The sequence below is a fragment of the Pseudomonas sp. Mn2068 genome (assembly GCF_049319725.1).
Lineage (GTDB): Bacteria > Pseudomonadota > Gammaproteobacteria > Pseudomonadales > Pseudomonadaceae > Aquipseudomonas > Aquipseudomonas gingeri.
Genome location: NZ_JBMOUG010000001.1, coordinates 139,335 through 165,387 on the forward strand (window position 1 = coordinate 139,335; position 26,053 = coordinate 165,387).

Below are 26,053 nucleotides of genomic sequence, written 5' to 3' on the forward strand. Positions count from 1 at the left end.
TTCTTTATCCCGAGGCGAGGCTTTCGTGAGCACAACCATTACCCCGGCACAGTTGCAGACGTGGCTGTTCGATGGCCGGGAAATCGCCCTGTTCGACATTCGCGAGCACGGGCAATACGGCTCGGCGCACCTGTTCCACGGCGTGCACCTGCCCTATAGCCGCCTGGAGCTGGAAGCCCGGCGCCTGGCGCCGAATCCGGCGGTACGCCTGGTGGTCTACGACCAGGACGGCGGCGATCTGTCATTGCGGGCCGCCCGGCGGCTGGCCGAACTCGGCTACAGCCAGGTGCACCGCCTCGAAGGTGGCGCCGAGGGTTGGCAGGCTGCCGGTCTGCAGCTGTTCGCCGGCGTCCATGTGCCGTCCAAGGCCTTTGGCGAGCTGGTGGAGGAAGCCTGTCACACACCGCATATCAGTGCCGGCGAGCTGGCGGCCTGGCAGGCCGAGGGCAAGCCTCTGGTGCTGCTCGACGGTCGGCCGTTCGACGAATACCGCAAGATGACCATTCCCGGTTCGATCTGCTGCCCGAACGGTGAGCTGGGCTATCGCCTGCACGACCTGGTGCCGGATGAGTCGACGCCGGTGGTGATCAACTGCGCCGGGCGTACCCGCAGCATTATCGGCGCGCAGACCCTGATCAATCTGGGGGTGAAGAACCCGGTCTATGCCCTGGAGAACGGTACCCAGGGCTGGTTTCTCGCCGACCTGCAACTGGAGCACGGCAGCAGCCGGCGTTATCGCGACGAGGTGGCGCCGACCGGGCTGGAGCAGCAGCGCGAAGCGGCCCGGCAACTGGCGCGGCGTGCCGGCGTGCCCAGCGTCAGCGCGGCGCAGGTCAGTGCCTGGGCCGCAAGCGGCGAGGGCAGCCTGTTTCTCTGCGACGTGCGCAGTGCCGAGGAGTTCGCCCTGGGCAGCCTGCCCGGTGCGCAACACACTCCCGGCGGTCAGTTGATCCAGGCCACCGACCTGTATATCGGCGTGCGCAAGGCGCGGGTGGTGGTGTTCGACGGCGATGGCGTGCGTGCACCGATCGTGGCCAGCTGGTTGCGCCAGTTGGGTCACGATGCGCGAGTCCTCGACGAAGGCCTGCACAGCGGCCTGCATTTGCCGGTGGCGACCTTGCCGGCATTCTCCGAACTGCCCGCCATCGACGCGGCGAGCCTGGCGCGGGCCTTGGCCGAAGACAGCGTGGCGCTGATCGACCTGCGTCCGGGCATGACCTTCCGCAAGAGCCATCTGGCCGGTTCGCAATGGTCGATCCGCTCGCTGTTGGCGGCACAAGTGGCCGCCGAGACACGGCCGCTGGTGCTGGTCGCTGACGATCTGGCGGTGGCGCAACTGGCGTTGCTGGATTTGCCGCCGGCCCAGCGCACCCAGGCCCGTGTGCTGTCGGGAGATATCCAGTCCTGGCAGGACAACGGCCTGAAGCTGATCACCGATGCGTCGGCCTTGCCGGATGAGCAGTGCATCGACTTCCTGTTCTTCACCCATGACCGTCACTCCGGCAACAAGGACGCGGCGCGCCAGTACCTGGCCTGGGAAACCGGCCTGCTGGGGCAGATGACCGAGGCCGAGATCGCCAGCCTGAGTCCATTGGCACCGGCCAGCGCGCCGGTCGATGTGCGCACCCGCCTGGTCCACGCCGCGCGGACCCGCGAGGGTAGCGGGGCGCGGGCGGTGAATGTGCCGGTGACGCGTCTGAGCACGGTGCTGTTCGACAACCTGGCGCAGATGCGCGACGCCCGTACCCGACGCGACAGCGAGCGGGTGCTGAGCTACGGCGCCCGTGGCAATCCGACGGCCTTTGCCCTGGAAGACCTGGTGACCGAGCTGGAAGGCGGTTATCGCACGCGGCTGTTCGGCACCGGCCTGGCGGCGGTGGCGCAGACGCTGCTGGCGTACCTGCGCCCGGGCGATCATGTACTGATCACCGATGGCGTGTACGGACCGGTACGCCGGCTGGCGAAAGAGTTTCTCGCGCCGTTCGGCATCGAGGTCGAGTATTTCCCGGCGGATGGCCGGGATCTCGAATCCCGGTTGCGGGCGACGACACGGATGGTCTACTGCGAGGTGCCGGGTTCGCTGCTGTATGAGTTGAGCGATCTGCCGGCGATCGTCGCCTTGTGCAAGCCGCGCGATATCCTGGTGGCGGTCGACAACACCTGGGGTTCGGCGTACCAGTACCGGCCGCTGGCACTGGGCGCGGATATCTCGATCATGGCCCTGACCAAGTACCTGGCCGGCCACAGCGATGTGGTGATGGGCAGCGTCTGCACCAACGAGGCCGCCTGGCAACCGTTGGCGCGCATGAGCGACAGCTTTGGCAACACGGTCAGTCCCGACGATGCTTTCCTGGTGCTGCGCGGTGCGCGGACCCTGGCGGCGCGGTTGGAAGTGCACCAGCGCCAGGGCCTGGAAATCGCCCGCTGGTTGCAGGCACAACCGCAGGTCCGGCAGGTCTTTCATCCGGCGTTGCCGGAGCATCCGGGGCATGAGGTGTGGCAGCGCGATTTCACCGGCAGCAACGGACTGGTGTCGTTCGAGTTCGCCGAGGCCGATCCGCAGCAGGCCGAGCGCTTTATCGGCGCCTTGAACCTGTTCGGGCTGGGGGCGTCGTGGGGCGGCTATGAAAGCCTGGTGACGCTGGCCGACCTGGAAGATCGCGAGTTCCCGGTACCGTCGCGCAACCCGGTGATCCGCCTGCATATCGGCCTGGAGGCCGTGGCGTCGTTGATCGAGGATCTGCAACGCGGATTTGCCGCGCTCTGAGTCGGGGGGCAGGCAACCTTTTGCGCATTCAGGTAACGACCCGAAAGTCCGGATGGCGAGTCGTGACGGTCATTCAACGCCGTGAGGGGTTGGCTAGCTGTCAGCAATGACAGTGGCGACGAGTGGTTGAGGTTGCCTGGCGCGGGGCTGATACCAAAAAGGGGAGCGGGGCTCCCCTTTTTACAAGGTTTTAAATCCGTTTCAAAAGAGTCACGGATGGTTTGTTAATTATATTCAGTTATGCAAAATGCTCCCCACGAGCTGGCAGATGTCGGGCTGCAGGAAACATTTCCAGTGGTCGATGAGTAGATCAGATTCTGGCCCAGGCTACAGCCGGCGCCTGAGGTGTCGCACCAATATGCATTCTGCAGTAAATTACTCCGTGGAAATGGGCTGGTGTAATACCTTTTCAATAAGTCCATATCACTCTGAGGTAAATTGCTTCCTCTCCTGTTGATTCTCCAGGTATTCGCTTCATAAGATGCCAGTCGTGAGTTGTTGATATTCAATTCCCACACATTGCTGACCGTCACGTCATATCCCAGGGTTTGCCCGGTCCGTTCGTCCCGGACGGTGATCCGTGCACTGCCGTTTCTCAGGCCTACGACTTTGCCTGTTTCCGATACGGGGGCGATGCTGATGTTGTTCGAGCTGTAGGTGTATGAGCCGGAACCTGCCGTCGGGGTGCGGGTAGCCGTGTTGTTGAGAAAATCGTTTCCGGTCTGCGGCCAACCGAGGCTGGTACGGATGGCTTTCCCATTCAGAACCATCGGTGAGGTGTTCATGGCCAGGGGCGGGTGTAATTGCACCGTAAAAGTCCTGATATCCGATGAAAGTGTCCCACCCACTATTTTAGCGACAAGATCGTATTTCTTTTCCGATAAGTTATGGATATGGTCGCTCCAGGCGTTGGAACCGTTGACACCGGTGCTCAAGAGGATATCCCCACCATTTCGTACTTCTATCGTGGAGTTGGGCGTTGCGGTGCCAGAGAGTGTCAGGCTCGTCTGGTTCGTGGTGCCATTGTGGGGGACTGAAAGTCCTGAGGAAGTATGTACGCCGGTGATATTCGGTTTCACCTCGTCGGTGACGTTAAAGGTGCGTACGTTCGAAAAAACCGTGGAGGGGTGATAGAGCGACCGGACATAAAACCTTCTTTCACCGGTTGGTCGGGTGGATGTGGTGAAGGTCCATATACCCGAGGCGTTGGCAGCCGCGGTGCCCAGGACTTGAGCTGAGGGGCCGTTGCCGTCTTCGATCTGGACGCGTTGAAGATTGCTGGCGACCCCTGTCAGGGTGAAAACCCTTTCCCGGGTAGTAGTCCCTTGCTCGACTTCAGCCCCCTTGGGATCTTTCACGGAAGTCAAGCTAGGGGCCACCAGCGCCGTGACGGTAAAGGTGCGCGGCGGCGTGGACACCGGGTTGCTGTCATAGACGCCGCGCGCGTTGATGCTGTAGGCCTTGTTCGTCACCGTCAATGCGGATGAGGTCCAGACACCGCTGCCGTTGGCGTTGGCGGTGCCCATCACGTTATTGACGTCTCGAATTTGCACTTGTTGCCCATTGGGGGCGGTGCCTGTGACCGTCACTGTTGTGGTGACCACCGTGGAGCCATTGGTGATTTCACCGTTAGCGGCGTTCTTGACGGAGGTGATGGTCGGGGCCTCTACCTGCACCGCGTTACGGACGATATAGCTGCGCACCGGGAAAGTCAGCGCATCGGCTTCATTCGAGCCGCCGCCAAAGACGACCTTGAACGTGACGCGCAATTCGCTGCCATGCGCCAGAGCTCGCAACCATGTCGCGTAGTCGGGATTGCTGGTAATGACCCGGGTCAGGAATTTCTGACCGAATTCCGCGGCACTGATCGGCGAAGCGGTCCAGATCGGTAACCGATTGAGCGTGCCATCCGGGTTGTCGCTTTCCAGGGCCAGCCAGACCCGGTCACCCTGGCGATAGAACGGCCAGGCATCGACCCGGAACGTCACGGTGCCGTTGACATCCACCTGGCCTGAGCCAGCCTCCAGTATCTGCAAGGGCGGCAGTCCTGAGCCCGGTAGGCTTTGGAGGGTCAGGTTCAGCGGAGCCGAAGGCGTGGTGGTACCGGCGCGGGTCATGGCGTAGCTGACTTCCACCTGCTTGCCGATATTGATCGCGACGGTCGTGTCCGGGACGTCAAAGTCGACGTATTGCTGGCTCTCGTTCCCCGGCTTGGGAACAATGTCCGGGCTGCCTATCGATCCCGCAACCCCTTTCCAGAATGCCTGGATATTGTCTGAGTTCTTCATGCCGTCATAGCGAACCCGTATTGTCGCCCCGTGCTGGGCATGGATCGGGTTGAGCAGGTGACCACCTGGCTCGGTGGTTTCCAGGACATGGGGCATCGGCAGGTCCAGCGCACCGCCGACCTTCATGATGAAGGGATGGGAAAAACGGGGCCGTGCGCCAGCCCGGGCGAGGGTGTAGTACAGGTGCATCGAGCGGTCGAGGTTGGGCAGGATGTACTCGCGCTTGAGGGTGAAGGGCAGGTCCCGACCGACCCAGGTCGCGGTGACAGGGAAGACGAATACCGGCGCGCTGCCCCCGGCGACGCTGCCCTCGGCGTGGAGGTTGATGATGTCGTTCTCGATGATGTCCACGTTCGCCTTGACCAGTACCCTGGCATCGAACGGCGACACCTCGGGGTCGAAAATGTGATCGGGCGGTGGCGCCTCATCCACCTCTACCGGCGGCAGCGAAGCCTGGGGCTGGCCGACATCGAGCAGCAGGTCCTCGGAAGGGAATTTCCCCCTCTCGTTTTCCACCCAGTAGTAGAGGCGCAAGGTCCCGCCTTCGAGCCGGGCGATATCGCCATTGGGGCCGTTCTGCAAGTGGAAGACGATATCGCCGGTGCCGGCGATATCGTCGACTTCCTTGTAGTACGACCGGCCATTGGCATAGGTGCCGTCGAGCACCAGGGTGACCCGGTCGAAAGGATCCTGGCCCACATATTCCTTGATATTGACGATCAGGAAGGCGATATCCGGCGGTAATACATCGCCGGGCGCGCCTTCGACCGTGGGCGCCGGCAGGCCGGTGCCGACCTGGGTGCCGGTGATATAGACGATGACGCTACGCGACCCGCGCTCCGGCGCGGAGGGGCGGATACGTTTATAGGAAATCTGTACCCGGCCCTTGATCAGCGACCTGATCTCGGCGTTGTCCCAGGGAATTCTCGCGCTGCGTCCCACTTCGTTGGCCGCGACGGGATGATCGATATAGCGGATGACAGGCAGCCCCGTCGAAGTCTTGCTATTGAGCTTTATCCGGATCGTATCGCCAACCGCGAAATCATCCCGGTGCACCACCACGACGATGGTGGCATCGGCGCCGTCGAGCGCATCGGCATCGAGTTCATTGTGCTCGTCGGATTCCTCCACATAGGGTTCGTAGAGCAGGGGCTCGGCCTGATCGTCCAGACGCACTTCAAGTAGCTGCGCCGGTGACCAGCCATCGGAGTAGTTGCCGACCTCGTCGACCACCTCGTATTCACAGACATGCTCGCCGCTGCCGATCTTTTGCCAGTCGCCGGTATTGACCCAGAGGGTGATCGGGTCGGTGCTTTCGATTTCGCCCTCGGTGACCCGGTGCTCGATGATATGGCCGCCGATGCTCAGGCGGATGCGATCGCGTACGGCGCGGTTGATGTCCGGTGCCGGGTTGCTGACCGCGGGGTAGAAATCGATGCGGACCGGGACCAGGGCGATGATGTCGCCTTCGCCGACCCCAAAGTCGATCAGGTCCTGGGGAAAGACCGGCATGGCCAGGTTTTCGTTGTAGTAGGTGCTGGCGACGGGATTGCGACCGCCTGGGGAGACGGTATCGACCTTGAGGCGAAAGCGCGCGGTTTCATCGTCGTTGCCACTCACCCGGGTCAGGTGAAAGAACACCGGATCGGCGGGGCCGTCGGGCAGGCGTGCGCGGGGGATGAACAGTGATATCTGCGCGTTGTTGGCGGCCTCGATATCGCTGACGGTATGAAAGGCCACAGGAGTGACGGTGTCACGGCAGAACAACTCGATAAAGTCGTTTTCGGCCATGGGCCGGTAGGGCAGCAGGATGCACTGCAGACCCTTGTCCCGGTGGGCATCGAGGGCCGCCCGGTTGATGCCGCCGTCGAAGCCGACCACGGGCGCGGTCATGTTGGGGATGTAGAGATCGAGCTCGTTGAAGGGCACGGGGGTGATAGGTTCTGGCTGGCTCAGATCGAAGGTGCGCACGGGCAGCGGGTTGTCGGCGAGGCGTGTGGGATCGAGGCTGTCGTTCATGGTCGGGGTTCCTGACAGGTCACGGAAAAAGGCGACCCGAAAGCCCGGATGGCGAGTCGTAAAGACCATTCAACGCCGGGAGGCAGTGGCTGACTAGCTGTCAGAAATGACAGTGGCGACGAGTGGTCAGCCCACGGTGGGAGGTGCGCGCAAAGCCTCGACAGTACGACGAGTCAGGGAGCGCAGGTTTCAACGGCAGCCGCGTGCTGCTGCCGTTCGCGTTCGCCAAGGCCAACCCCTTGGTCTTGAGCCTGCTCGGGCTGTGGTCAGTGTGAGCGGCGCTGTCCCAGCAGGCGCTTGACGCCTTCGAGCACCAGTACCACCACCGCCAGCCAGATCGGGATATAGGTCAGCCATTCCCCCGCGCGGATGCTTTCGCCCAGCAGCAGGGCGACGATCACCAGCAACACCGGTTCGACATACCCCAGCAGGCCGAACAAGCCAAATGCCAGCAAGCGGCTTGCCAGCAGGTAGCAGATCAATGCCGCTGCACTGATCACTCCCAGCAATGGAATCAGCACGTACAGCGAAGGTCGCCGGTCGAGCACGGCAAAACCCTGTTCGCCGTGCTGCACGAACCACCAGGCCACCGGCAACAGCAACGCCATGTCGAGCCACAGCCCGCCCAGGTTGTCGGTGCCGTTGCGCCGGCGCAGCACGAAGTACACCGGATAACCGAGGGCCACCAGCAAGGTGGTCCAGGAGAAACTGCCCACCTGGTACAACTCGTTGAGTACGCCGCAGAGGGCCAGCAGGGCGGCGATGGTCTGTAGCCGCGAGAGCTTTTCGCCGTAGACGATACGCCCGGTCAGGACCATGGTCAGGGGCAGCAGGAAGTAACCGAGGGACACGTCCAGGCTGTGGCCGTTGAGCGGCGCCCAGAGGAATATCCACAACTGTACGCCGAGCATCGCCGAGGACAGCAGCAGCTTGGCCAGCAGCATTGGCTGCTGGCGAATGCGGATGAAGATCGCCGGCACCAGCTTCCAGTCACCGGACAGCAGCATGAACACCGTCATGCAAGGCACGGTCAGCAGCATGCGCCAGCCGAAGATGTCCTCGCCGTTCAGGGGCTCGAGCAAGGACGTGTAGAAATACATGATGGCGAACAGGCAGGACGCCAATACCGATAGAACAATGCCTCTGGACACAACAGCCTCACGGGTGGGCGAACATGGGTTTCTTATAGTCGACAGCTTGATACTTTGTAGCGGTCGAGGCAAACCGGCCGGCCATTTTCCAGGCGCGGCCAGGGATCGGCGTCGCTTTCAGTGTGAAGGCGTGTCGCCCGTCTTGTGCTGACGGAACACCAGGGCCTTCAAGCCGCTTTCGACATCGCTGTCGGGAAACTCCGGTGGATTGTCCAGGCGCTGTTCGAAGCGCAGGCTCGGCGCCTCGCGGGTGACGCCGTCGATCAGGAAGTCCGAACCCGTGGACGGGTCGTTCATGCAGGCCAGAACCGTGCCCTGGGCCGTCAGCAGTTCCGGCAGGCGACGCAGGACCCGCTGGTAATCCTTGGTCAGCAGGAAGCTGCCTTTCTGGAACGAGGGTGGATCGATGATCACCAGGTCATAAGGCCCGCTGTTGATCACCTTGCCCCAGGACTTGAACAGGTCGTGGCCGAGAAAGCTCACCTTGCCCAGGTCGTGGCCGTTCAGGCGGTGATTGTCGCGGCCACGGCTGAGGGCGGCGCGGGACATGTCCAGGTTCACCACATGCTGCGCGCCGCCGGCGATGGCCGCCACCGAGAAGCCGCAGGTGTAGGCGAACAGGTTGAGCACCCGCTTGCCCCCGGCATTGGCCCGCACCCAGTCGCGGCCGTAACGCATGTCGAGGAACAGGCCGTTGTTCTGCTTCTTGCCCAGGTCCACCCGATAGCGCAGGCCGTCTTCGGTCAGGGTCCATTCGTCGATGGCTTCGCCGAGCAGCCATTCGGCCGGGCTCAATGGCAGGTAGCGGTGTTGCAGCAGCAGGGTATGGGCGCCACTGCCGGTCCAGGTCGCGGACTGGCTCAGTTCCCCCAGCACCCGCTTGAGTTCCGCCAACTGCTCGGGCTCCGGTTCCTTGAACAGCGAAACCATGACCACGCCCTGAAGCCAGTCCACCGTCAGTTGCTCCAGTCCCGGCCAGCAGCGTCCGCGCCCGTGGAACAGGCGCCGGGTTTCGGCCGGGGCCGCCGCCAGGGCGTCGAGCAGGTGAGCGTGGAGGGTGGAAAGGGCTTGGGGATTCATCGGGCAGGGTCGGCAATCTGAAAGGGCCGGCATTTTAACCCCATTCCCGCGAAAAAACGGCATCGAGGAATCGCTGTCATTTGCCTGCGGTAGATGGTAAAAGCCCCTCCGAGCCCCGATCCAGAGGGCTTTTTCGTTAGTTTCCGGCCATCCAATTCGAAGATTTCAAGCATGCACCCAGGCAAGATCGCAGTGGGGTTGTCAGCCCTTTTATTGTTCACCAGCGGCACGGCGCAAGCGCGCAGCCTGCTGGATCTCATCGCTCCACCGGCCCAGCACGAGAAACAGGCACACCGTTCCGGCTCCATCAGCCAGGACGCGGCGCTCGACCTGTATTCCAGCCAGGAGCGCCAGCCCTCGTTCGACGGTTGTGCGCAGTTGTTCCCGAACGCCAGGCCGATCAATCCCGGCAGCGTGCCGGCGACCATGAAGCCCCTGGCCCTGTGTTCCGACAACTTTGCCGTGCTCTATTCGCAAACCAGCAAGACCCCGCTGGTGGTAGTCGAACGCCTGAGTTCGGCGCAACTGAAGGACGCCAAGGGCGAGGAGCGCACCAACCAGTTCTACCCGGACCCGCGTATTCCCAAGGGCGGCCGGGCCGAACTGAGTGACTATCGTGGCCAGCATCCGGCGGTGGACCGCGGGCATCAGTCGCCGGCGGCCGATGCGCCGAGCCCCAATGCCATGGCCCAGTCCTTCGCGTTGTCGAACATGGTGCCGCAGGACCCGACCAACAACCGCAAGATCTGGAGCAAGGTCGAGGCGGATGTGCGCAAATTCGCCATGCGCGCCAATGGTAATGTCTATGTGTTTACCGGCCCGTTGTTCGACGAGGGCCACGGCACCATCGGCGACAACCGGGTCTGGGTGCCGACCCGACTGTTCAAGCTGGTCTATGACAGTGCGTCCGGGCGGGCCTGGGCCTATGTGCTGCCGAACGCCGAAACCGCCATCGAGCGGCCGATGGACTACGCCACCTTCGTCAAGACCACCGGCCTGCGGCTGCTGGACAGCCTGCCTGTGTCGGGTTCGCTGGCCAAGGGGTAGTCGGTGCCGGGTGGGTGCCCGGCCACCCGTTGCTTACAGAGGAGGGCGTTTCGATGTTGCGCACCAACCTGAATGAAATCCTGATCTTCATGGCGGTGGTCGACGCTGGCAGCTTCGTCGGTGGCGGGCAGGCGATGGGGCTGACCCGTTCGGCGGCCGGCAAGGCCGTGACGCGCCTCGAGGAAACCCTCGGTGTGCGCCTGCTCAACCGCACCACCCGGACGCTGAGCCTGACCGAGGAAGGGCGGATCTTCTACGACCAGGGTTTGCAGATCCTCGCGGCGGTCGATAACGCCCAGACCAGCGTCGGCGGGGCGACGGGCACGCCACGGGGTCTGTTGCGCCTGACCGTGCCCGATGCCTTTGGCCGGCTGGTGCTGCTGCCGTTGTTGCAGCAGTACCTGGAGCAATGGCCCGAGGTGCAGGTCGAGGTGAGCTTCAGCGATCGCATGGCCGATATTGTCGAGGAGGGCTTCGACCTGGCGGTACGGGTCGGCGGTGCCAACCTGGACCGGCAACTGGTGTCACGGGTGGTTACCCGCTACAAGGCCGTGCTGTGCGCCGCACCGGGCTATATCGCCGGGCACGGACAGCCGTCGAACATCGATTCGCTGGTCGGCCACGACTGCCTGTTCTTCAGCAGCCGCACGCGCAAGCAGAGCTGGCGCCTGCGGGACAGCGACGGCACCTGGGTCAAGGCCCAGGGCCGCAGCCGCATGCGCCTGGACAGCGCCGAGGCGCTACGTGAAGCCGCCCTCGCCGGATTGGGTATTGCCCAAATGCCGGATTTCCTGGTGGCCGCGGACCTGGCGTCGGGACGCCTGGTGCCGGTGTTGCCGGCGGTGGATGCCGGCGAGGTCGAGATCCTGGTGATCTACCCGACCAGACGTTTCCTCGAACCGCGTGTGCGGCGCTTTATCGACCTGATGGTGGACAAGCTGGGCAACTGACCGCGGGCCGTGCACCTAGACGTTGTGATTGTCCGAGCGGGTAAACGAGTAGCGGTCGATATCCTGGCGCAGTTGCCAGCCCTGGCTGTGCCAATACTCGGCGGCGCTGGTGTTGGTCTTGATCACATCGAGATGGCACTTGAGGATGCCGTGGGACTCCAGTGTCGACAGGCAGCGCTGCACCAGGGCATTGGCGATGCCCTGGCGGCGGTGACGCGGCAGTACCACCAGGTGCTGCAGGTAGCCCCGGCGCCCGTCATGGCCGGACATGATGCAGCCAGCGGGTTCGCCGTCGATTTCAGCAACAAAACTCATCCCGGGATTACGTTCCAGGTAGCGGGCGGTCGACTCGCGGGAGTCCGCCTCGCGCAGGGAAATGCCGGGGGTACTGCGCATCAGGTCGATGACGGCCGGGTAATCGTCCAGGGTCATGGTACGGATAGTGAACATCGGAGGGGGCCTGGTGGGGTTGAGGGTCCGGCCTGGCAGCCTAGCAGAAGCGCTATGACGGTTGTTGTGCCGAACATGAATCTTGCGGGGCCGCAGGCGGTTCTGCTTGTGTTGCCGGCACGCCAGCGGGGAGACTGCTGCCATGAGTCGGCAGTGGTGAACATGCTGCCGCGAATCCAGCCCCGGAGAAGCCTTGATGCTCTTGATCCTTGCCCTCATCGCTCTGGCCGTTGCCTGGGCGTGGTGGACCTATCCCCGTGTAGGAGGGCTGCTGTTCGACCTGATTACCGCGATCGAGGCGCGGCTTTCACGCCTGACACAGATCCCGGTGTCGATCGACTCGATGACCCTGGCGACCTTCCAGGGCGGCACCCCGGGCAATACGGCGCCCTTGCTGTTGATCCACGGCTTCAGTGCCGACAAGAACCTGTGGATCCGCTTCGCCCGCGGTTTTGTCGCCGACCACCAGGTGATCATTCCCGACCTGGCCGGTCACGGAAAAAGCGGCTTCAAGGCCGGCGGCGACTACAGTATCGCCGCCCAGGCAAAGCGCATGGTCGAAATGCTGGACGCCTGCGGGATCGATCAGGTGCATGCGGTCGGCAGCTCCATGGGCGCGTATGTCGCTACCTGGCTGGCGGCGCATTACCCGCAGCGGGTGCTGTCCCTGGCGTTGATGGGGCCGGTGGGGGTCAACCTGCCGCAGCCCAATGAAGTGGAGGAACTGGTCAAGCAGGGTCGCAACCCGTTCCTGATCCGCTCGCGGGCGGAGTTCGACCGTTTCTTCGCCATGACCATGGCTTCGCCGCCGTGGATTCCGGGGGTGTTGCTGGCGTCGGAGGCGCAGCTCTATATGGATCGACGCAGCGAGCTGGCGGAAATCTTCGATGACTTCCATGACAGCCCGCGCATGGAGCCCTGGTTGGGCAATATCCAGGTGCCGACCCTCCTGCTATGGGGACGCGAGGACCGCATGGTGCCGCTGGCCAGCGCACAGACCTGGATCGCCGGGATTCCCCATGCCCGCCTGGAGTGCTGGGACGGCGTGGGCCATCTGCCGATGGTCGAGCGCACGGAGCAGACGGTGGCACAGTACCGTCAGTTCCTCGGCGAGGCGCGGTCGGTCTGAGCCATGGCGCTCAGGCTCCCTGCGCCCAGCTGCGCAGTGCCTCGGTATCCTTCGCTGGCGGCAGACCGAACATCCGACCGTACTCGCGGGTGAACTGCGAAACGCTTTCGTAGCCCACGGCAAACGCGGCGCTGCTGGCCGAGGTGTTTTGCGAGAGCATCAGCCGGCGGGCTTCGATCAGGCGCAGTTGTTTCTGGAATTGCAGCGGGGTCAGGGAGGTCACCGCCCGAAAGTGCTGGTGGAACGACGACAGGCTCATGCCGGCCGTCGCGGCCAGGCGCTCGACTGGCAGTGCCTGGGTGAACTCGGCCCGCAGCAGCGCCACCGCCCGGGCCACGCGCTGGGCATGGCCGCCAGCACCGCCGAGGCGGCGGATCGCCGGGCCGTGCTCGCCGGCCAGCAACCAGTAATGCAGCTCGCGCACCAACTGGGTGTGCAACACCGCCGCCGATTCCGGACGGTCCAGCAGGCGCATCAGCCGCAACGCCGCGTCGGCCACCTCGCTGTCGGTGGGCTCGACCCGTACCGGGCCGCCATCGGCGACCGCGGTTTCCTTTATCTGCAACACCAACTCGGCGATCACCGCGAGGTCCAGGTCCAGCACCAGGGAAAGGTAGGGCGTGCTGGCACTGGCGCGGGTGATCTGGCTGACGGTCGGCACATCGGCGGTGATCAGCAGTGAATCGCCGGCATTGAAGTCGAAGCTCTGTGCGCCCATGGCCACGCGCTTGGAACCTTGCAGCACCAGGCACACCAGTGGCCGGGTAATCGCGTGGACCAGGCCGCTGGGGCTGGTCGTACGGATTGTCGTCAGGCCGGGCACCGGTGTCTGGGCAATGCCCGTGGCGTCGGCATTGGCTTCGACATAGCGGCGAACGGCGGTCAGCAAGGTATCGCTCATGCAGCGTTCCTCAGGTGGGGCAACGGCGGTGTTCAACATTTGGAGAAATGGGCAGGGAACGTCCATTTTTCGGCAAAACCGGGTGGTGGCGCGCTCCCTATCATGGCATCACACCCCACACAGGAGCTGTCACATGACCAAGATCGCTATCATCACCGGCGCCAGCCGTGGCCTGGGCCGCAACACTGCACTGAGTATCGCCCGCCATGGCGGCGATGTGGTTATAACTTACCAGAGCCGGGCCGAAGACGCCCTGGCCGTGGTCGCGCAGATCCAGGCCCTGGGCTGCAAGGCCGTGGCCTTGCAACTGGACACGGGCAATGTCGCCGGCTTCGCGGCTTTTGCCGAGCGCCTGCGCGTGGCCCTGCAGGAAACCTGGCAACGCGAGACCTTCGACCATCTGGTGAACAATGCCGGCCACGGCGACTACGCACTGATCGAACAGACCACCGAAGCGCAGTTCGACGGCCTGGTCAACGTACACTTCAAAGGCGTGTTTTTCCTCAGCCAGGCGCTGCTGCCGCTGATGGCCGACGGTGGTCGCGTCGTCAACCTGTCCTCCGGGCTGACCCGGGTGTCGTTCCCCGGCTACGGCGCCTACGCGGCGGTGAAGGCGGCGGTCGAGGTGCTGTCCCTGTACATGGCCAAGGAGTGGGGAGGTCGTGGCATCGCGGTCAACACCGTGGCGCCGGGTGCCATCGAAACCGATTTCGGGGGCGGCGCGGTGCGCGACAACCCCGAAATCAACCGGCTGTTCGCCGACATGACCGCGCTGGGCCGTGCCGGTGTGCCGGACGATATCGGGCCGATGATCGCCAGCCTGCTGTCCGAGGACAATCGCTGGGTCAACGCTCAGCGGATCGAAGTCTCCGGCGGCCAGGGCATCTGATCGCGACAACGCCCCGTCACGCTGGATGGATCATCGTTTCAGGGCGTACCCACTGGTTGTATTCCTGCGCCGTCATGAAGCCCAACCGCACGGCAGCCTCCCTCGGCGTCAGCCCTTCCTCGGCGGCCTTTCGCGTGATCCGCGCCACCTTGTCATAACCCAGCACCGGGTTGAGTGCCGTTGCCAGCAGCAACGAGCTGTCGACATTGCCGGCCAGCCGTTCACGATCGACTTCCAGGCCCTTGATCAGTTTCTCGGTGAAGATGCCGACACTGTTGGACAGCACGTCGATGGACTGCAGCAGGTTGTGGATCAACACCGGTTTGGCCACATTCAGTTCGAAGGTGCTCGAGGCGCCGGCAATGGTGATGGTGGTGTGGTTGCCCATGACCTGCATGGCCGCCTGGACCAGCACTTCGGCGATGGTCGGGTTGCGCTTGCCGGGCATGATCGAGGAGGTGAGGCCGTCGTCAGGCACCAGCAGTTCGCCGAATCCGCAGCGCGGACCGGAACCCAGCAGACGGATATCGTTGGCGATTTTCGTCAGGGACACGGCCAGCACATTCAAGGCCCCGGAGACTTCCACCAACGCATCGTGGGTGCCCATGCCTTCGAACTTGCACGGGTTCGGCTCGAACTGCTCAGCGCTTATCTCGCTCAATGCCTTGCAGAACGCCACATCGAAACCGACCGGGGTATTGAGCCCGGTGCCGACGGCGGTGCCGCCCTGGGGCAGGCTGCGCAACCTGGGCAGGCAGGCTTCGACGCGGGCGATGCCATGGCCGATCTGCCGGGCGAAGCTGTCGAAGGCCTGGCCCTGGCTCATGGGCACCGCATCCATCAGGTGGGTACGGCCGATCTTCAGCACGTCACGCCAGGCCACGGCCTTTTCGTCCAGTCCGTCACGCAGGCTCGCCAGCGCCGGCAGCAGGCGGCCGCGCAGTTCCAGCAGGGTGGTCAGGTGCATGATGGTCGGGAAGCTGTCGTTGGAGGACTGCGAGCGGTTCACGTGGTCATTGGGGTGCACCGGGGACTTGCTGCCGAGGGCGTTGCCCAGTATCTCGTTGGCCCGATTGGCAATGACCTCGTTGGCGTTCATGTTGGTCTGGGTGCCCGACCCGGTCTGCCAGATGGACAACGGGAAGTGCTCGTCGAACCGGCCATCGATCAGTTCTCCGGCCGCCTGCTCGATGGCCGCCGCCATGTCGGCCGGAAGCGCGCCGAGTTGCACGTTGGCGCGCAGGGCGGCCAGTTTCTGCTGGCCGAAGGCGCGTACCAGACACGCCGGAAACTGCTCCCTGCCGCTGCCGAAAACGGCCAGGGCGCGCTGGGTCTGGGCGCCCCAGTAACGGTCGGCGGGGATGGATACGGGCCCGAACGCGTCGTGTTCGATGCGCATGCTGGACATGAAGATGACTCCGGGAAAAGGGTTTCGAAGGAGATCGCGCGGGCCGAACTGACCCGCGCCGCAAAAGGTCAGAGCGCGGCGCCGGGCGCTCGGCCGAGGGTGCGCTCATACTCGACCTGGGCCGCCTGCTCGGAGAACTCGCCGGACCATTTCGACACCACCACCGTCGCCACGCTGTTGCCGATGGTGTTACAGGTGGCGATGGCCATGGACATGAAGCGATACACGCCGAACAGCAACGCCAGGCCTTCCACCGGCAGCACGCCGATGGCGGTCACCGTGGCCGCGAACACCACGAAGCTGCCGCCCGAGACCGCCGCCGCGCCCTTGGAGGTCAGCAGCATGATGGCGATGACGCCCAACTGTTGTTCCCAGCTCATGGGTACGCCATAGGCGTTGGCGATAAACAGCACGCTCAGGGACATGTAGATCGAGGTGCCGTCGAGGTTGAAGGCGTAGCCGGTGGGCAGCACCAGGCCGACGCTCTGCTTGGAGCAGCCGAACTTCTCCAGTTTCTGCAGCAGTCGCGGCAAGGCGCTTTCCGAGGAGGCGGTGCCGAGGACGATGAAGATCTCGTCCTTGATGTACTGGAGGAAACGCCACAGGCTGAACCCCCACAGGCGACACACCAGCCCCAGTACCACGAAGATGAAGAACAGGATCGCCACGTAGAACATCAGCACCAGGTTCGCCAGCGACATCAGCACTGCCGTGCCGTTGCTGCCCACGGCGTAGGCCACCGAACCGAAGGCACCGAGCGGGGCGAACTTCATGATCAGGTTGATGAACTCGAAGAAGCATTCGGAGATCCGGCTCAGGCCGTCCTCGATCACGGCACGGCGTTCGGTCTTGAGCGCCAGCAAGGCGAAACCGAACAGCACCGAGATCACCAGTACCTGCAACAGCTGACCACCGGCAAAGGCGCCGACGAAGTTGTCGGGGAAGATCTCGTAGATGAATTCCAGGGTCGATGCCGGGGCATGGCCCTTGGCGACGGCCGCCGAGGCCGCGGCGGCGGTGGCCGTGCTGGGATGGGCGTTGTGCATGCCCGCGCCGATCTCCAGCAGGTTGCCCCACAGCAGTCCGATGGCCAGGGCCACGGTCGACACCACCTCGAAGTAGATCAGCGCCCGCAGGCCGACCTTGCCGACCCGCTTGATATCACCGGCCGAGGCGATACCGTGGACCACGGTGAAGAACACCAGCGGGGCCACGGCGGTCTTGATCAGCTTGAGGAAGATATCGCCGAGGATCTTGAACTTGGCGGCCAGCTCCGGGACGAGGAAGCCGAAGGCGATACCCAAGGCCATGGCGGCGACGACCTGGAAGGTCAGGTCCTTGTAGAACGGTTTTTTGCTCAGAGTAGTCATGTCGCGATCTCATTGTTGTTATTGGCGAGAGTCGGGTCGGGGGCTCGCTCGTCATGAGCCCCTGACGATCAGCGTCTGACGGAGCCTTCGCGCGCCAGGGCGATGTCCACCATCCGTGGGGCCAGGCCCAGGTAGTTGGCCGGATCGGTCAGGCGCTTGAGTTCCTCGATGTCCAGCTGCGCGGTGGCTTCGCCCTGGGCGAGCAGCGCATCGAGCAGGCTGGTGCCCTGGTCGTTGGCCAGGCGGCAGGCGGCATAGACCACGTCGTGGGCGACCTGGCGCCCGAGTGCCGGGGCCAGGCCCATCATCACGGCTTCGGCGACGATCAGGCCCTGAGTCATGTCGAGGTTCTTGCGCATGCGCTCGGTGCGCACTTCCAGTCCCGCGAGCATGAACCGGGCCTGGCCGAGGGAGGCGGCGCTCAGGGCGAAGGCTTCCGGAATGGCGATCCACTCTGCCTGCCAGGGACCGGTGGAGCGCTCGAAGTCCTGGATCATCGCGTCGAGCATCAGGCCCGCGTGCTGGCGCACGCCCTTGGCGGCGGCGTACATCAGCTCGCAGGAAATCGGGTTGCGTTTCTGCGGCATGGTGCTGCTGGCGCCGCGGCCCTTGACGAAGGGTTCGTATACTTCACCCAGCTCGCTGGTCATCATCATCATGACGTCGAGGGCGATCTTGCCCAGGGACCCGGTGACCAGGCCGAGGAAGTTCAGGGTTTCGGCCAGGCCGTCGCGGGCCACGTGCCAGGTGGCCTGCGGGATTCCCAGACCGAGCTCGGCCATCAATGCCTGCTGGACGTCCAGGCCCTTGTCGCCCAGCGAGGCGAGGGTGCCCGCGGCGCCGGCGAACTGGCCGATTTCCACCCGTGGACGCAGCTCCACCAGGCGCTCGGCATGGCGGTCGAACATGCTCAGCCAGACCGCGCACTTGTAGCCGAAGGTGATCGGCAGGGCATGTTGCAGGTGGGTACGGCCGGCCATGGGCGTGTCGCGATAACGCAGCGCCAGTTCGGCCAGCAGTCCGCGCACCGCCTGGATATCGCGCTCGACGATAGCCAGGGCGGCGCGGACTTGCAGGACCACGGCGGTGTCCATGATGTCCTGGGTGGTGGCGCCCCAATGCACGTAGCGACCGGCGTCGCCGCAGATCTTCGACAGTTGCTCCACCAGCGGCAGGATCGGGTAGCCGACGATCTCGGTCTCGTGCTGCATCAGGGCCAGGTCGAGGGCGTCGTAGGTGGAGAGGGCGGCGATCTGTTCGGCGGCCTCGGCGGGAATCACCCCACAGCGGGCTTCGGCCCGGGCCAGGGCGACTTCCACTTCGATGTAGCGTTCGATCAGTGCGCGATCGGAGAACACACCGCGCATTTCGGCCGTGCCGAACATGTCGCGAAAGAGGGCGGAATCAAAGACGGTACTCGACATGGCGGTAATCCTGATTTGTATGTTTTATTAAGTACATATATATTATGTCCGTACATTATGATTGCCTGACTGCTGATACACTGTCAACTCGATAGCGAGGTACCAATGGAAGGCGTGAATCAGAGGCGTTATGCGGTGGTGGCTCGGGATCTGATCGACGGTATCGGCAATGGCCGTTACCCCGTCGGCTCGTTGCTGCCGACAGAGTTCGAGCTCTGTGCGCTGTATCAGGTGAGCCGGCAGACGGTGCGCGCGGCCATCGATCAGTTGCAGGGGCAGGGCATGGTGTCCCGGCGCAAGCGGGTGGGGACGCGGGTGGAGGCGGCATCGCCCCAGGGCGGTTATTCCCAGGCCCTGGCCTCGGTGGCCGACCTGGTGCAGGTGGCGGAAACCCATGTCCGGGATATCCAGGATGTCCGGCACTTCGTCGCCGATATTGCGCTGGCGCGGCGACTGGGCCTGGAGCCGGGCTGGCACTATTTCTGTGTGTCGAGCATCAAGGTCGACAACAGCGAGGCCCATGCGCCGCTGTGCTGGACCGACGTCTATGCCGAGCAGGCCTTCGCCGAAGTGATCCCCCAGGCCAGGGAGCATCCCGACGAGCTGATCGCCGCGCTGATCGGCAAGGCGTTCGCACGGCAGATCGATGTGGTCGACCAGCAAGTGCGACCGGTGCAGTTGGGCGCCGAGCTGGCGGGCAGCCTCAAGGCCCAGGCCGGCTCCCTCGGGCTGAACATCATTCGCCAGTACCGGGACCAGGACGGGGCGCTGATTGCCGTGTCCGAGACGGTCTATCCCAGCGATCGTTTCACCCTGGTCATGCAGATGAAGCGCGACCGGGTGTAAATATTTTCCAGAGGGGGCGAATAAAACGCCGGGTGATGTGTTTGCCGTATGTGGCGCCTGCCTGCGCCACCTCGATACGGCCACTTAACCTGAAAACAGAGAGCTTCCCCATGCTGAAGAAAATCACCCTCGCTGCTGCTGTCGCCATGACCTGTCTTTCCGGCGTGGCCTTTGCCGACGCACCGGCCAAGGTCGCCGACACCGCAGCGGGCAAGGTCCTGGTCGATGCCAAGGGCATGACCCTGTACACCTTCGCCAAGGACAGCGCGGGCAAGTCCGCCTGCAACGGTCCTTGCGCGAGCAACTGGCCGCCGCTGCCAGCCGCTGCCGGTGCCAAGGCCTCCGATGGCTACAGCATTGTCACCCGTGATGACGGCAGCCAGCAGTGGGCCTACAAGAACATGCCGCTGTACAGCTGGGTCAAGGACAGCAAGCCGGGCGACACCAGTGGTGACGGTGTCAACCAGGTCTGGCATGTCGCCAAGCCCTGATTGAAGGGGGTGCCGGGCCCGCAAGTCGTCATCGTGCGGGCCCGGCGGCACGCTCACTCGGTTTGCAGCAGCAGGGTCACGTCGATAGTGGGGTCGCCCATCAGCTTCTGCGGAAACCGGTCGCCGACGAAGTCCTGGTTCACCGGTTCCACCCAGACACTGAGCTTGCCACCCTGCACCGTGGCCAACGGCAGTTCGAAGTCGAAATGGGCCAGGGCATTGGCCACGCAATTGGCACAGGTCTGGGCTTCCTCCGGTTGAAACAAGGCCTTGGAGGCGATGGTCTTGCCGTCTTTCTGCAAGTGCACCGAGAAACTGCCCGGAATTTTCAGGCGATTGATGCCGCTGACCCGCACATTGACCCGATCGGCCGCGACGGTGAAACGTTTTGACGCGGGCAACGTGCGCTGGGTCTTGGTCAGGAAAGCCACCTTCGACGCCACCGCCGGTGAGTGGTAGTCGATGTCGAGCTGAGCCACCGAATCGATGATCGTCACGGTATTCAGTTTCGGCGGATCGTTGGTGAACGGGTTAAGCAACTGCAGCGCCGGAACGGTGAGAATCTGGTAGCTGACCGGGTCGATCGCTTCGTTGATGGTGGTGAGCAGGCCATGCAGGTCGGTGGCCTCCATCTTCTTCTGCCATTCCCAGAACAGCCGGTCCCAGTTGCAATGGAAGAACCAGAACACCGGGTCGAAAGCTGCTATCCCCTGGTCCTGCATGGTCGGGCCGATCGAGTTGTGGCCGGCGTCGTGGGCGGCAATGATGGTGTTGTAGGCGGCGCCGGACCAGAAGCCGTGGAAGTCTTCCCAGTCGGTCTTGCTCATGGCGCGGTTGACGTCGCCAGTAACGTCATACGTCACAAGATTCCGGGCAATCTCGTCATAGGCGAATCGCTGGGTGGTGTAGCCCTGCGGGTATTTGGGGCTGGCGTCCTTCTGCAGTACATAGCGGTCGAAGGGGGCGCTCTTGAGCACGTCGGGAAAGGGCGTGGTGATATCCCAGTACGGCAGGGTCACGTTCTCGCAACCGGGTATCGACCTCATGGCATTTTCGAAGCTGACCAGATAGGCCCGGTGCCAGGGGTTGTAGCCAGGGACATGGTGCATGCAATAGGTGTTGGGCGCCGGGAACCAGTGGTAGGCGGCCTGGACGAAAAAGCTGTTGGGGTCGCTGGGGTCCTTGGCGACCATGGCGGAAAACGCCTTCTTGAGCAGGTCGAGTTCCTTGCTGGATAACGTGGTGACGTCCTTGCGGATCCGACCGGCCGGAGCCGCGGCGCTCAACCAGGCGCGGGCGGTGAAGTTCGTCACGCCGGACTTCGCCGGAGGCGTGCCTTTCGGGTAACCGTTGTTCATCCAGTTGAGAAAAGTACCGACCCAGTCGGCGGGCCAGGGATTGTGCGGTGGCATGTTGCCGCCGGCGACCTGCTGGTAGATGTCGCCAGCATGGGTCATCACGGCGTCGTAGCTGGCGAGGTCGAGGCCTTGCGCGGCCATATGGTTCCTGTCTACCGAGGTAAACATATCGCGGATCTGCCCGTACCAGGTCGGGTTCGCGATCGGGGCGGTCTTGGTGGTCGATGGCATGTCCAACTCCTTGTCGTCAACAGCATTCGGGCGCTCCCGTGGCACGAATCCCGGAGGCCAGTGCCCTGGCGATCCGGGAGTGGGGAGCGCAGAGGGTGTCTAGCCAGCCTTGACGCTGATGAACGAGGCCACCAACCCCGCCGGTGCGCCATCATGCGGCTTCACGCGGATGACCGAGCCGGTGATGGCCGCGACCTGGTTCACGCCATTCGGCCAGTGTTCGGTCAGCGAGCCGTCATAGTCGTAGAAGTAATCTTTCGTCGCGGTGCCGGGGCGTCCGCTGCCCTGGATATGCACGTGGGCGGCCACATTGCCGTGGGCCGGGGTGATGACGCCTTTCAGGTCCATGGCGTCGGTGCCGAAGCTGAGGACGCCGATAAAGGTATTGTCGGCGGTGTTCTCCACGTTCCACACGCCTTCGGCGAACAGCAGCTTGATGAGTTTGGCCGGGTCGCCGTCGGTGAGCGCCGGGTTGTTGAGGAAGCTTCTGTAGGTCCATTTTCCAGCAAAGGGATTGCTCATGCGTGACATCTCCTTATCAGTGCTACGGTTTGTCCGGGTGTTGATGCGCGGTGTGCTTCATGCCGGCCATCCCGATGCCGCCGCCGGCGGCACTGAGGTCCGGGACGATCTGGATGTTGGTCATCATGCCGCCGTCCTCGTGGTCGAGGATGTGGCAGTGGATGACGAACTCGCCGATATAGCGGTCGTAGTGGGTACGTACCAGAACCTGATAGTCGTTCTGGACGAAGATGGTGTCCTTGAACTCGTGCCACATGCCGCAGTACTGGTTCTGCAGGCCCAGTTCGTCGGCGGGCACCAGGCATTCGCCGTTGGGGCCGAAGATGCTCCTGGCCGTCTCGCCGGGCTTGCCGTAGAGCACATCCATCACCTGGAACGGATTCACATGAATATGGAAGATATGGGGCTCACCCCCTGAGGTCAGCTTCCAATCGTCCGTGGTGTTGACCTGGCGGGTGAAGTCGATGCGATCCGGATCATAGGATTTGTGGTTGATGTAGAAACCAAATGCTCCGGTCCAGGGATCGCCCGGCTTGGCTGGTGGTGTGACAGCCGGCGACGGTGGCGAGGGCGGGTTGCCGATGAAGAAATGGGCGAGTTGCAGCTCTTTGTCGGGCGTCTCGTCCTTGAGGTCCGGCATCCCGCGCCAGGGCGACAGGTTGCCGCTGCGCAGGCCTTCCAGGGCGGCGGCGGGAAGATCCTTGTCGGCCTTGTTGGCGTCGTAGAGCGCCTGCTGGATGTACGCCTGGGGATCGCTCGTCACGACCTTGCCACCTTTGACCACGACCGTCGCCAGCAACTGGGTTTCGTTCGGTCCCTGGCCGCCCGGGCCCTTGCCGGGACCACCGGCATTGGCGCGCTCGGCGGGGGTCGCCGCCTGGTTCAGCACGCAGTAGGTGCCCTCGCGGGGAAACATCAGCAGGACATCGCTGCGGTAGCCCGGCTGCAGGAAGTTGCTGCCGATGCCGCCGCTCACGCTTTTCCTGTTCACGCCGATGGGGCGGATCGAGGTACGGGTGAGTCCATCGGCGGCGATCTCGAACTGCGGCACCAGTTCGACGGGCGCCTTGCTGTCCGCAACGGTAATCGGACAGAGATCGGCAATCCGCTGTGCCTGTTCCTTCGGGGTGCCGACCAGGGGAGCCAGGGCGTTTGCGAGCTTGGCCTTGGGGCTGGTGGTGTCGAGGGGGACGATCTGCAGGTTCACCGTGTCGTGGATGCCGCCGTGAATGAAGCGCCAGCGCACTATCTCGCCGGCCTGGATGTTTTTCCCGGCAGATGTCTGCGTGATGGTCGGCTGCACCACGCCGTTGATGCTGGTGAATCGCCCGCTGTTGTCCCACACGGTGGGTGAGGAGAGCTGCGCGTCGAAGTTCTCTATCACGCCGGTTTTCCCGTTGGGGCAGATCCAGGTGCCGAGTTCATCCTGGATAATGTTTCCCTGGTCATCGAAGCAGGCATAGGGGATCTGCTGGAACAGCAGCACCTGCTCGGGAATGGGCTGGCCTGCCGCATCCTTGAGAATGGTATCGATGTCTCCCGGCTTGCCTCCGGTGTAGGGGCGGTCGCCGCGAATGATCAGCGGGCCGGCAGCGCCGCTGGCGACTTGCAGCGCGGTGGAACCGTGGCGGTGGGCGTGGTACCAGAACGTGCCGGAAGGGTGGTCGGTGGGGATATTGATCTCGTACTCGAAACGGGTTTGCGGGCCGATATTGAGCAGCACGTTGTCGCTGTTGCCCGCCGGCGAGACGTGCAGCCCGTGGTAATGCAGGTTGATGGTGTTGAAACAGCCCGGCGAGCCATCCGCCGGATCGCCGCCGTTCGGACAGCTGGGATCGTCCTTGGTCAATTGGTTGTCCAGGTGCACGCGCAAGGTATTGCCCGGCCGCACGTCGATCTGTGGGCCGCCCAGGCAGCCGCCGTAGGAGCGCAGTTTGACGGTGTCTTTCGCGCCGCCGGGATTGTTCGGGTTGTTGATCTGGTTCTCGCGCTTCTGCACTTGCAGGTTCAGCTCGACGGTCTGGCCATCGCGAGTGATATCGCCCGCCGGGTTGCACCCTGTGCCCGCCAGTTCCAGTTCGGTGGTCTTCAGGGGACCCGGCGCACCTTTTTCAAGGAGCCTGGGCGGTGTGAGGAAGGCTTGGGACGTCAGGTCGGCGAGTGCCGCCGAAGAGCTTGCACACACCAACAGTCCAGCCAGGACCCTGCGAAGTGAAGCCATGTTGTTCTCCCTGCGCCAATGCGCGAGTAACGGCGACGACCATCGCGGCCGCGTGTCCCTTGATCATTCGAGTGTTATCGGAGCCGACATCAGGTCCCGGATTACCAGCGGTTCACGGGGCGTGGCCTCTGCGTCGGAGGACCTGGGCGATGGTTCCGGCCATGCCGGAAACATCACAGCGGCTGGCGTCCCCAGGGGTGTAGACCGGCGGTTCGGCAACCGAGGGATCGCCGCTGTTGAAGGGCGGGCAGGGGTTGTACTGGATGTTCAGCTGGACCTTTTGCGCCACGGTGTCGCTGGAAATTTTCGCGATGATTTCCAGCGCCTCGTCGAGCCCCGACGAAATGCCGCCACCGGTGATGCGCTGCCTGTCGCGCTTGTAACGCGGATAGCCGGGCACCACCTCGATCTCCGGGAACAGTTTCAGGCAGGCGATAAAGGCCCAGTGGGTGGTGGCCTGGTAGCCATCGAGCAGTCCCGCGGCGGCGGCCAGCAGGGCGCCTTCGCAGACCGAGGCGGCCAACTGCGCGGCCTGGCCCTGGCGCAGCAGCCAGTCCATGCGCGGTTGATCGAGCATCAGGCGTTGCAAGTCCCGGGGATCGCCGCCGGGAATCCATAACAGGTCGATCTGTTCGTGGGTATCGACGAAATTCGGCAAGTTGCCGCCCAGGGTCAGGCCATCGCGAGTCGTGATGGCCGGCCCGTCGAGGGAGACCAGCCGCACCTCTCGGGTCGGTGTATCGGGCAGTTGCGGTTCGAGCAGAGCCATCCAGTTGAACAGCTCATAGGGCACGGAGACGTCGAGCAGATCGACGCCGTTATAGACCGGGATTGCGATCAGGTACCGTCCTGGTACTGGCATGGCTCCCTCCTTGGGGAACACCGCGCGGCGAACGCATGGGCGTCGTCAGGGTGAACTTCCTGCTGATCAGCGAGGCGGTTTCCGGGATGGGCAAGCCGCAGGCCTTGCTGCCGGGATCAATATCCTGGGGGGCAGCGGCTGGAGCATAGTCGGTGGCCTATCGAGTGCAAGGCGTTTCGTCGGCAGCCGCCGAGTGGTAGGCCGTCGAGGTTGTCGTCGGATTTGCGGTCTGTCGGTGGGCGATGATGCGCAGGGGCATCGCTCGTTTATCGCCACTGGCGTGAAGCCGACCACGGGCCCTGGGTCATCAGTCCGGGGCAGAAGGGCGCCGCTGCTTGCCGAAATGGATCGACAGGTAGGTCCCGATCGCCAGTGCTCCCGCCATCAGCGCGATAAACGCCGGGTCGTAACCGATCGTCACCGGTTGCCTCGACAACAGCACCAGACCCACCAGCAGGTTGAACATGCCCCAGAGAAAGTTCACCAGCGGCGAGGAGGGACCTTTCCCGCGCGGCCTGGCAAAGGGCGTGGGGAAGATTTCACCGCGCAATCCGGCGGCGAGGTGTGGCAGGGCGTTGCAGATGAATACGCCGGCAAGGAATGCTGGAATGTACATGGATCACCTTCCGTAACGAAGAGTAGGTAGCGA

20 protein-coding genes are annotated in these 26,053 nt (G+C 63.7%); 7 read left to right on the top strand and 13 right to left on the bottom strand.

The genetic code is table 11. The features are described 5' to 3' along the window. Positions 1–25: 25 nt before the first annotated feature. Positions 26–2,767, top strand: coding sequence for a cystathionine beta-lyase (gene metC, locus ACL9RJ_RS00695; protein ID WP_017125982.1), 2,742 nt, complete (start codon positions 26–28; stop codon positions 2,765–2,767). 224 nt (positions 2,768–2,991) lie between these two features. Here the strand turns inward: metC and ACL9RJ_RS00700 are convergent, their stop codons facing one another. The 3 genes from ACL9RJ_RS00700 to ACL9RJ_RS00710 form a co-directional block, all read right to left on the bottom strand. Beyond that, positions 2,992–7,074, bottom strand: a complete 4,083-nt coding sequence (locus ACL9RJ_RS00700) for an Ig-like domain-containing protein (RefSeq protein ID WP_422764727.1) — start codon at positions 7,072–7,074, stop codon at positions 2,992–2,994. Positions 7,075–7,340: 266 nt separating this feature from the next. After that, complete coding sequence (gene rarD, locus ACL9RJ_RS00705; protein ID WP_042935272.1) at positions 7,341–8,225, bottom strand: EamA family transporter RarD; 885 nt, start codon at positions 8,223–8,225, stop codon at positions 7,341–7,343. Between the two features lie 117 nt (positions 8,226–8,342). Then, positions 8,343–9,305, bottom strand: coding sequence for a class I SAM-dependent methyltransferase (locus ACL9RJ_RS00710; protein WP_017125960.1), 963 nt, complete (start codon positions 9,303–9,305; stop codon positions 8,343–8,345). 171 nt (positions 9,306–9,476) lie between these two features. Here ACL9RJ_RS00710 and ACL9RJ_RS00715 point away from each other — a divergent pair, with 171 nt between their 5' ends. Together ACL9RJ_RS00715 and ACL9RJ_RS00720 are read left to right on the top strand one after the other, a co-directional pair. Further along, on the top strand, positions 9,477–10,352 hold the full coding sequence (locus ACL9RJ_RS00715) for a DNA/RNA non-specific endonuclease (protein ID WP_042935271.1): 876 nt from the start codon (positions 9,477–9,479) through the stop codon (positions 10,350–10,352). Positions 10,353–10,405: 53 nt separating this feature from the next. After that, positions 10,406–11,302 (top strand): LysR family transcriptional regulator, encoded by an 897-nt coding sequence (locus ACL9RJ_RS00720; RefSeq protein WP_017125958.1) that lies wholly within the window; start codon positions 10,406–10,408, stop codon positions 11,300–11,302. A 15-nt stretch (positions 11,303–11,317) separates the two neighbouring features. On the opposite strand, the gene ACL9RJ_RS00725 is transcribed toward ACL9RJ_RS00720, so the two are convergent. Then, the gene (locus ACL9RJ_RS00725) at positions 11,318–11,752 is read right to left on the bottom strand and encodes a GNAT family N-acetyltransferase (RefSeq protein ID WP_017125957.1); all 435 of its coding nucleotides are present in this window, start codon (positions 11,750–11,752) and stop codon (positions 11,318–11,320) included. Between the two features lie 196 nt (positions 11,753–11,948). Between ACL9RJ_RS00725 and ACL9RJ_RS00730 the strand changes: the two genes are divergently transcribed. Then, complete coding sequence (locus tag ACL9RJ_RS00730) at positions 11,949–12,881, top strand: alpha/beta fold hydrolase (RefSeq protein ID WP_177118024.1); 933 nt, start codon at positions 11,949–11,951, stop codon at positions 12,879–12,881. Between the two features lie 10 nt (positions 12,882–12,891). Here the strand turns inward: ACL9RJ_RS00730 and ACL9RJ_RS00735 are convergent, their stop codons facing one another. Further along, complete coding sequence (locus tag ACL9RJ_RS00735; RefSeq protein ID WP_422764728.1) at positions 12,892–13,782, bottom strand: AraC family transcriptional regulator N-terminal domain-containing protein; 891 nt, start codon at positions 13,780–13,782, stop codon at positions 12,892–12,894. A 133-nt stretch (positions 13,783–13,915) separates the two neighbouring features. Here ACL9RJ_RS00735 and ACL9RJ_RS00740 point away from each other — a divergent pair, with 133 nt between their 5' ends. Further along, positions 13,916–14,671, top strand: coding sequence for an SDR family NAD(P)-dependent oxidoreductase (locus ACL9RJ_RS00740; protein WP_422764729.1), 756 nt, complete (start codon positions 13,916–13,918; stop codon positions 14,669–14,671). A gap of 16 nt (positions 14,672–14,687) precedes the next feature. Here ACL9RJ_RS00740 and ACL9RJ_RS00745 read toward each other — a convergent pair whose 3' ends face one another. From ACL9RJ_RS00745 to ACL9RJ_RS00755, 3 genes are all read right to left on the bottom strand, one after another. Further along, complete coding sequence (locus ACL9RJ_RS00745; protein ID WP_177107228.1) at positions 14,688–16,079, bottom strand: class II fumarate hydratase; 1,392 nt, start codon at positions 16,077–16,079, stop codon at positions 14,688–14,690. A 68-nt stretch (positions 16,080–16,147) separates the two neighbouring features. Further along, on the bottom strand, positions 16,148–17,449 hold the full coding sequence (gene dctA / locus ACL9RJ_RS00750) for a C4-dicarboxylate transporter DctA (RefSeq protein WP_422764730.1): 1,302 nt from the start codon (positions 17,447–17,449) through the stop codon (positions 16,148–16,150). Positions 17,450–17,517: 68 nt separating this feature from the next. Continuing rightward, positions 17,518–18,873 carry a class-II fumarase/aspartase family protein gene (locus tag ACL9RJ_RS00755; protein ID WP_017125953.1) on the bottom strand — a complete coding sequence of 452 codons (1,356 nt, stop codon included), beginning with the start codon at positions 18,871–18,873 and terminating at the stop codon, positions 17,518–17,520. 105 nt (positions 18,874–18,978) lie between these two features. On the opposite strand from ACL9RJ_RS00755, the gene ACL9RJ_RS00760 reads away from it, so the two are divergent. Both ACL9RJ_RS00760 and ACL9RJ_RS00765 read left to right on the top strand, forming a co-directional pair. Continuing rightward, entirely contained in the window at positions 18,979–19,719 is a 741-nt protein-coding gene (locus ACL9RJ_RS00760) for a GntR family transcriptional regulator (protein WP_422764731.1), read from the top strand. Positions 19,720–19,829: 110 nt separating this feature from the next. Beyond that, positions 19,830–20,210 carry a hypothetical protein gene (locus ACL9RJ_RS00765; protein WP_177131705.1) on the top strand — a complete coding sequence of 127 codons (381 nt, stop codon included), beginning with the start codon at positions 19,830–19,832 and terminating at the stop codon, positions 20,208–20,210. A gap of 53 nt (positions 20,211–20,263) precedes the next feature. On the opposite strand, the gene ACL9RJ_RS00770 is transcribed toward ACL9RJ_RS00765, so the two are convergent. The 5 genes from ACL9RJ_RS00770 to ACL9RJ_RS00790 all read right to left on the bottom strand — a co-directional run bounded on the left by ACL9RJ_RS00770 (position 20,264) and on the right by ACL9RJ_RS00790 (position 26,020). After that, on the bottom strand, positions 20,264–21,799 hold the full coding sequence (locus tag ACL9RJ_RS00770; RefSeq protein ID WP_422764732.1) for a tyrosinase family protein: 1,536 nt from the start codon (positions 21,797–21,799) through the stop codon (positions 20,264–20,266). 99 nt (positions 21,800–21,898) lie between these two features. Further along, positions 21,899–22,321 carry a hypothetical protein gene (locus tag ACL9RJ_RS00775; protein ID WP_017125949.1) on the bottom strand — a complete coding sequence of 141 codons (423 nt, stop codon included), beginning with the start codon at positions 22,319–22,321 and terminating at the stop codon, positions 21,899–21,901. Between the two features lie 22 nt (positions 22,322–22,343). Continuing rightward, a complete protein-coding gene (locus ACL9RJ_RS00780) occupies positions 22,344–24,542 on the bottom strand; it encodes a multicopper oxidase family protein (protein ID WP_017125948.1) in 2,199 nt (732 codons plus the stop codon). Positions 24,543–24,654: 112 nt separating this feature from the next. Then, positions 24,655–25,404 (bottom strand): DJ-1/PfpI family protein, encoded by a 750-nt coding sequence (locus ACL9RJ_RS00785; protein ID WP_177082983.1) that lies wholly within the window; start codon positions 25,402–25,404, stop codon positions 24,655–24,657. Between the two features lie 307 nt (positions 25,405–25,711). Further along, complete coding sequence (locus tag ACL9RJ_RS00790; protein ID WP_177064013.1) at positions 25,712–26,020, bottom strand: hypothetical protein; 309 nt, start codon at positions 26,018–26,020, stop codon at positions 25,712–25,714. Between the last annotated feature and the right edge of the window lie 33 nt (positions 26,021–26,053).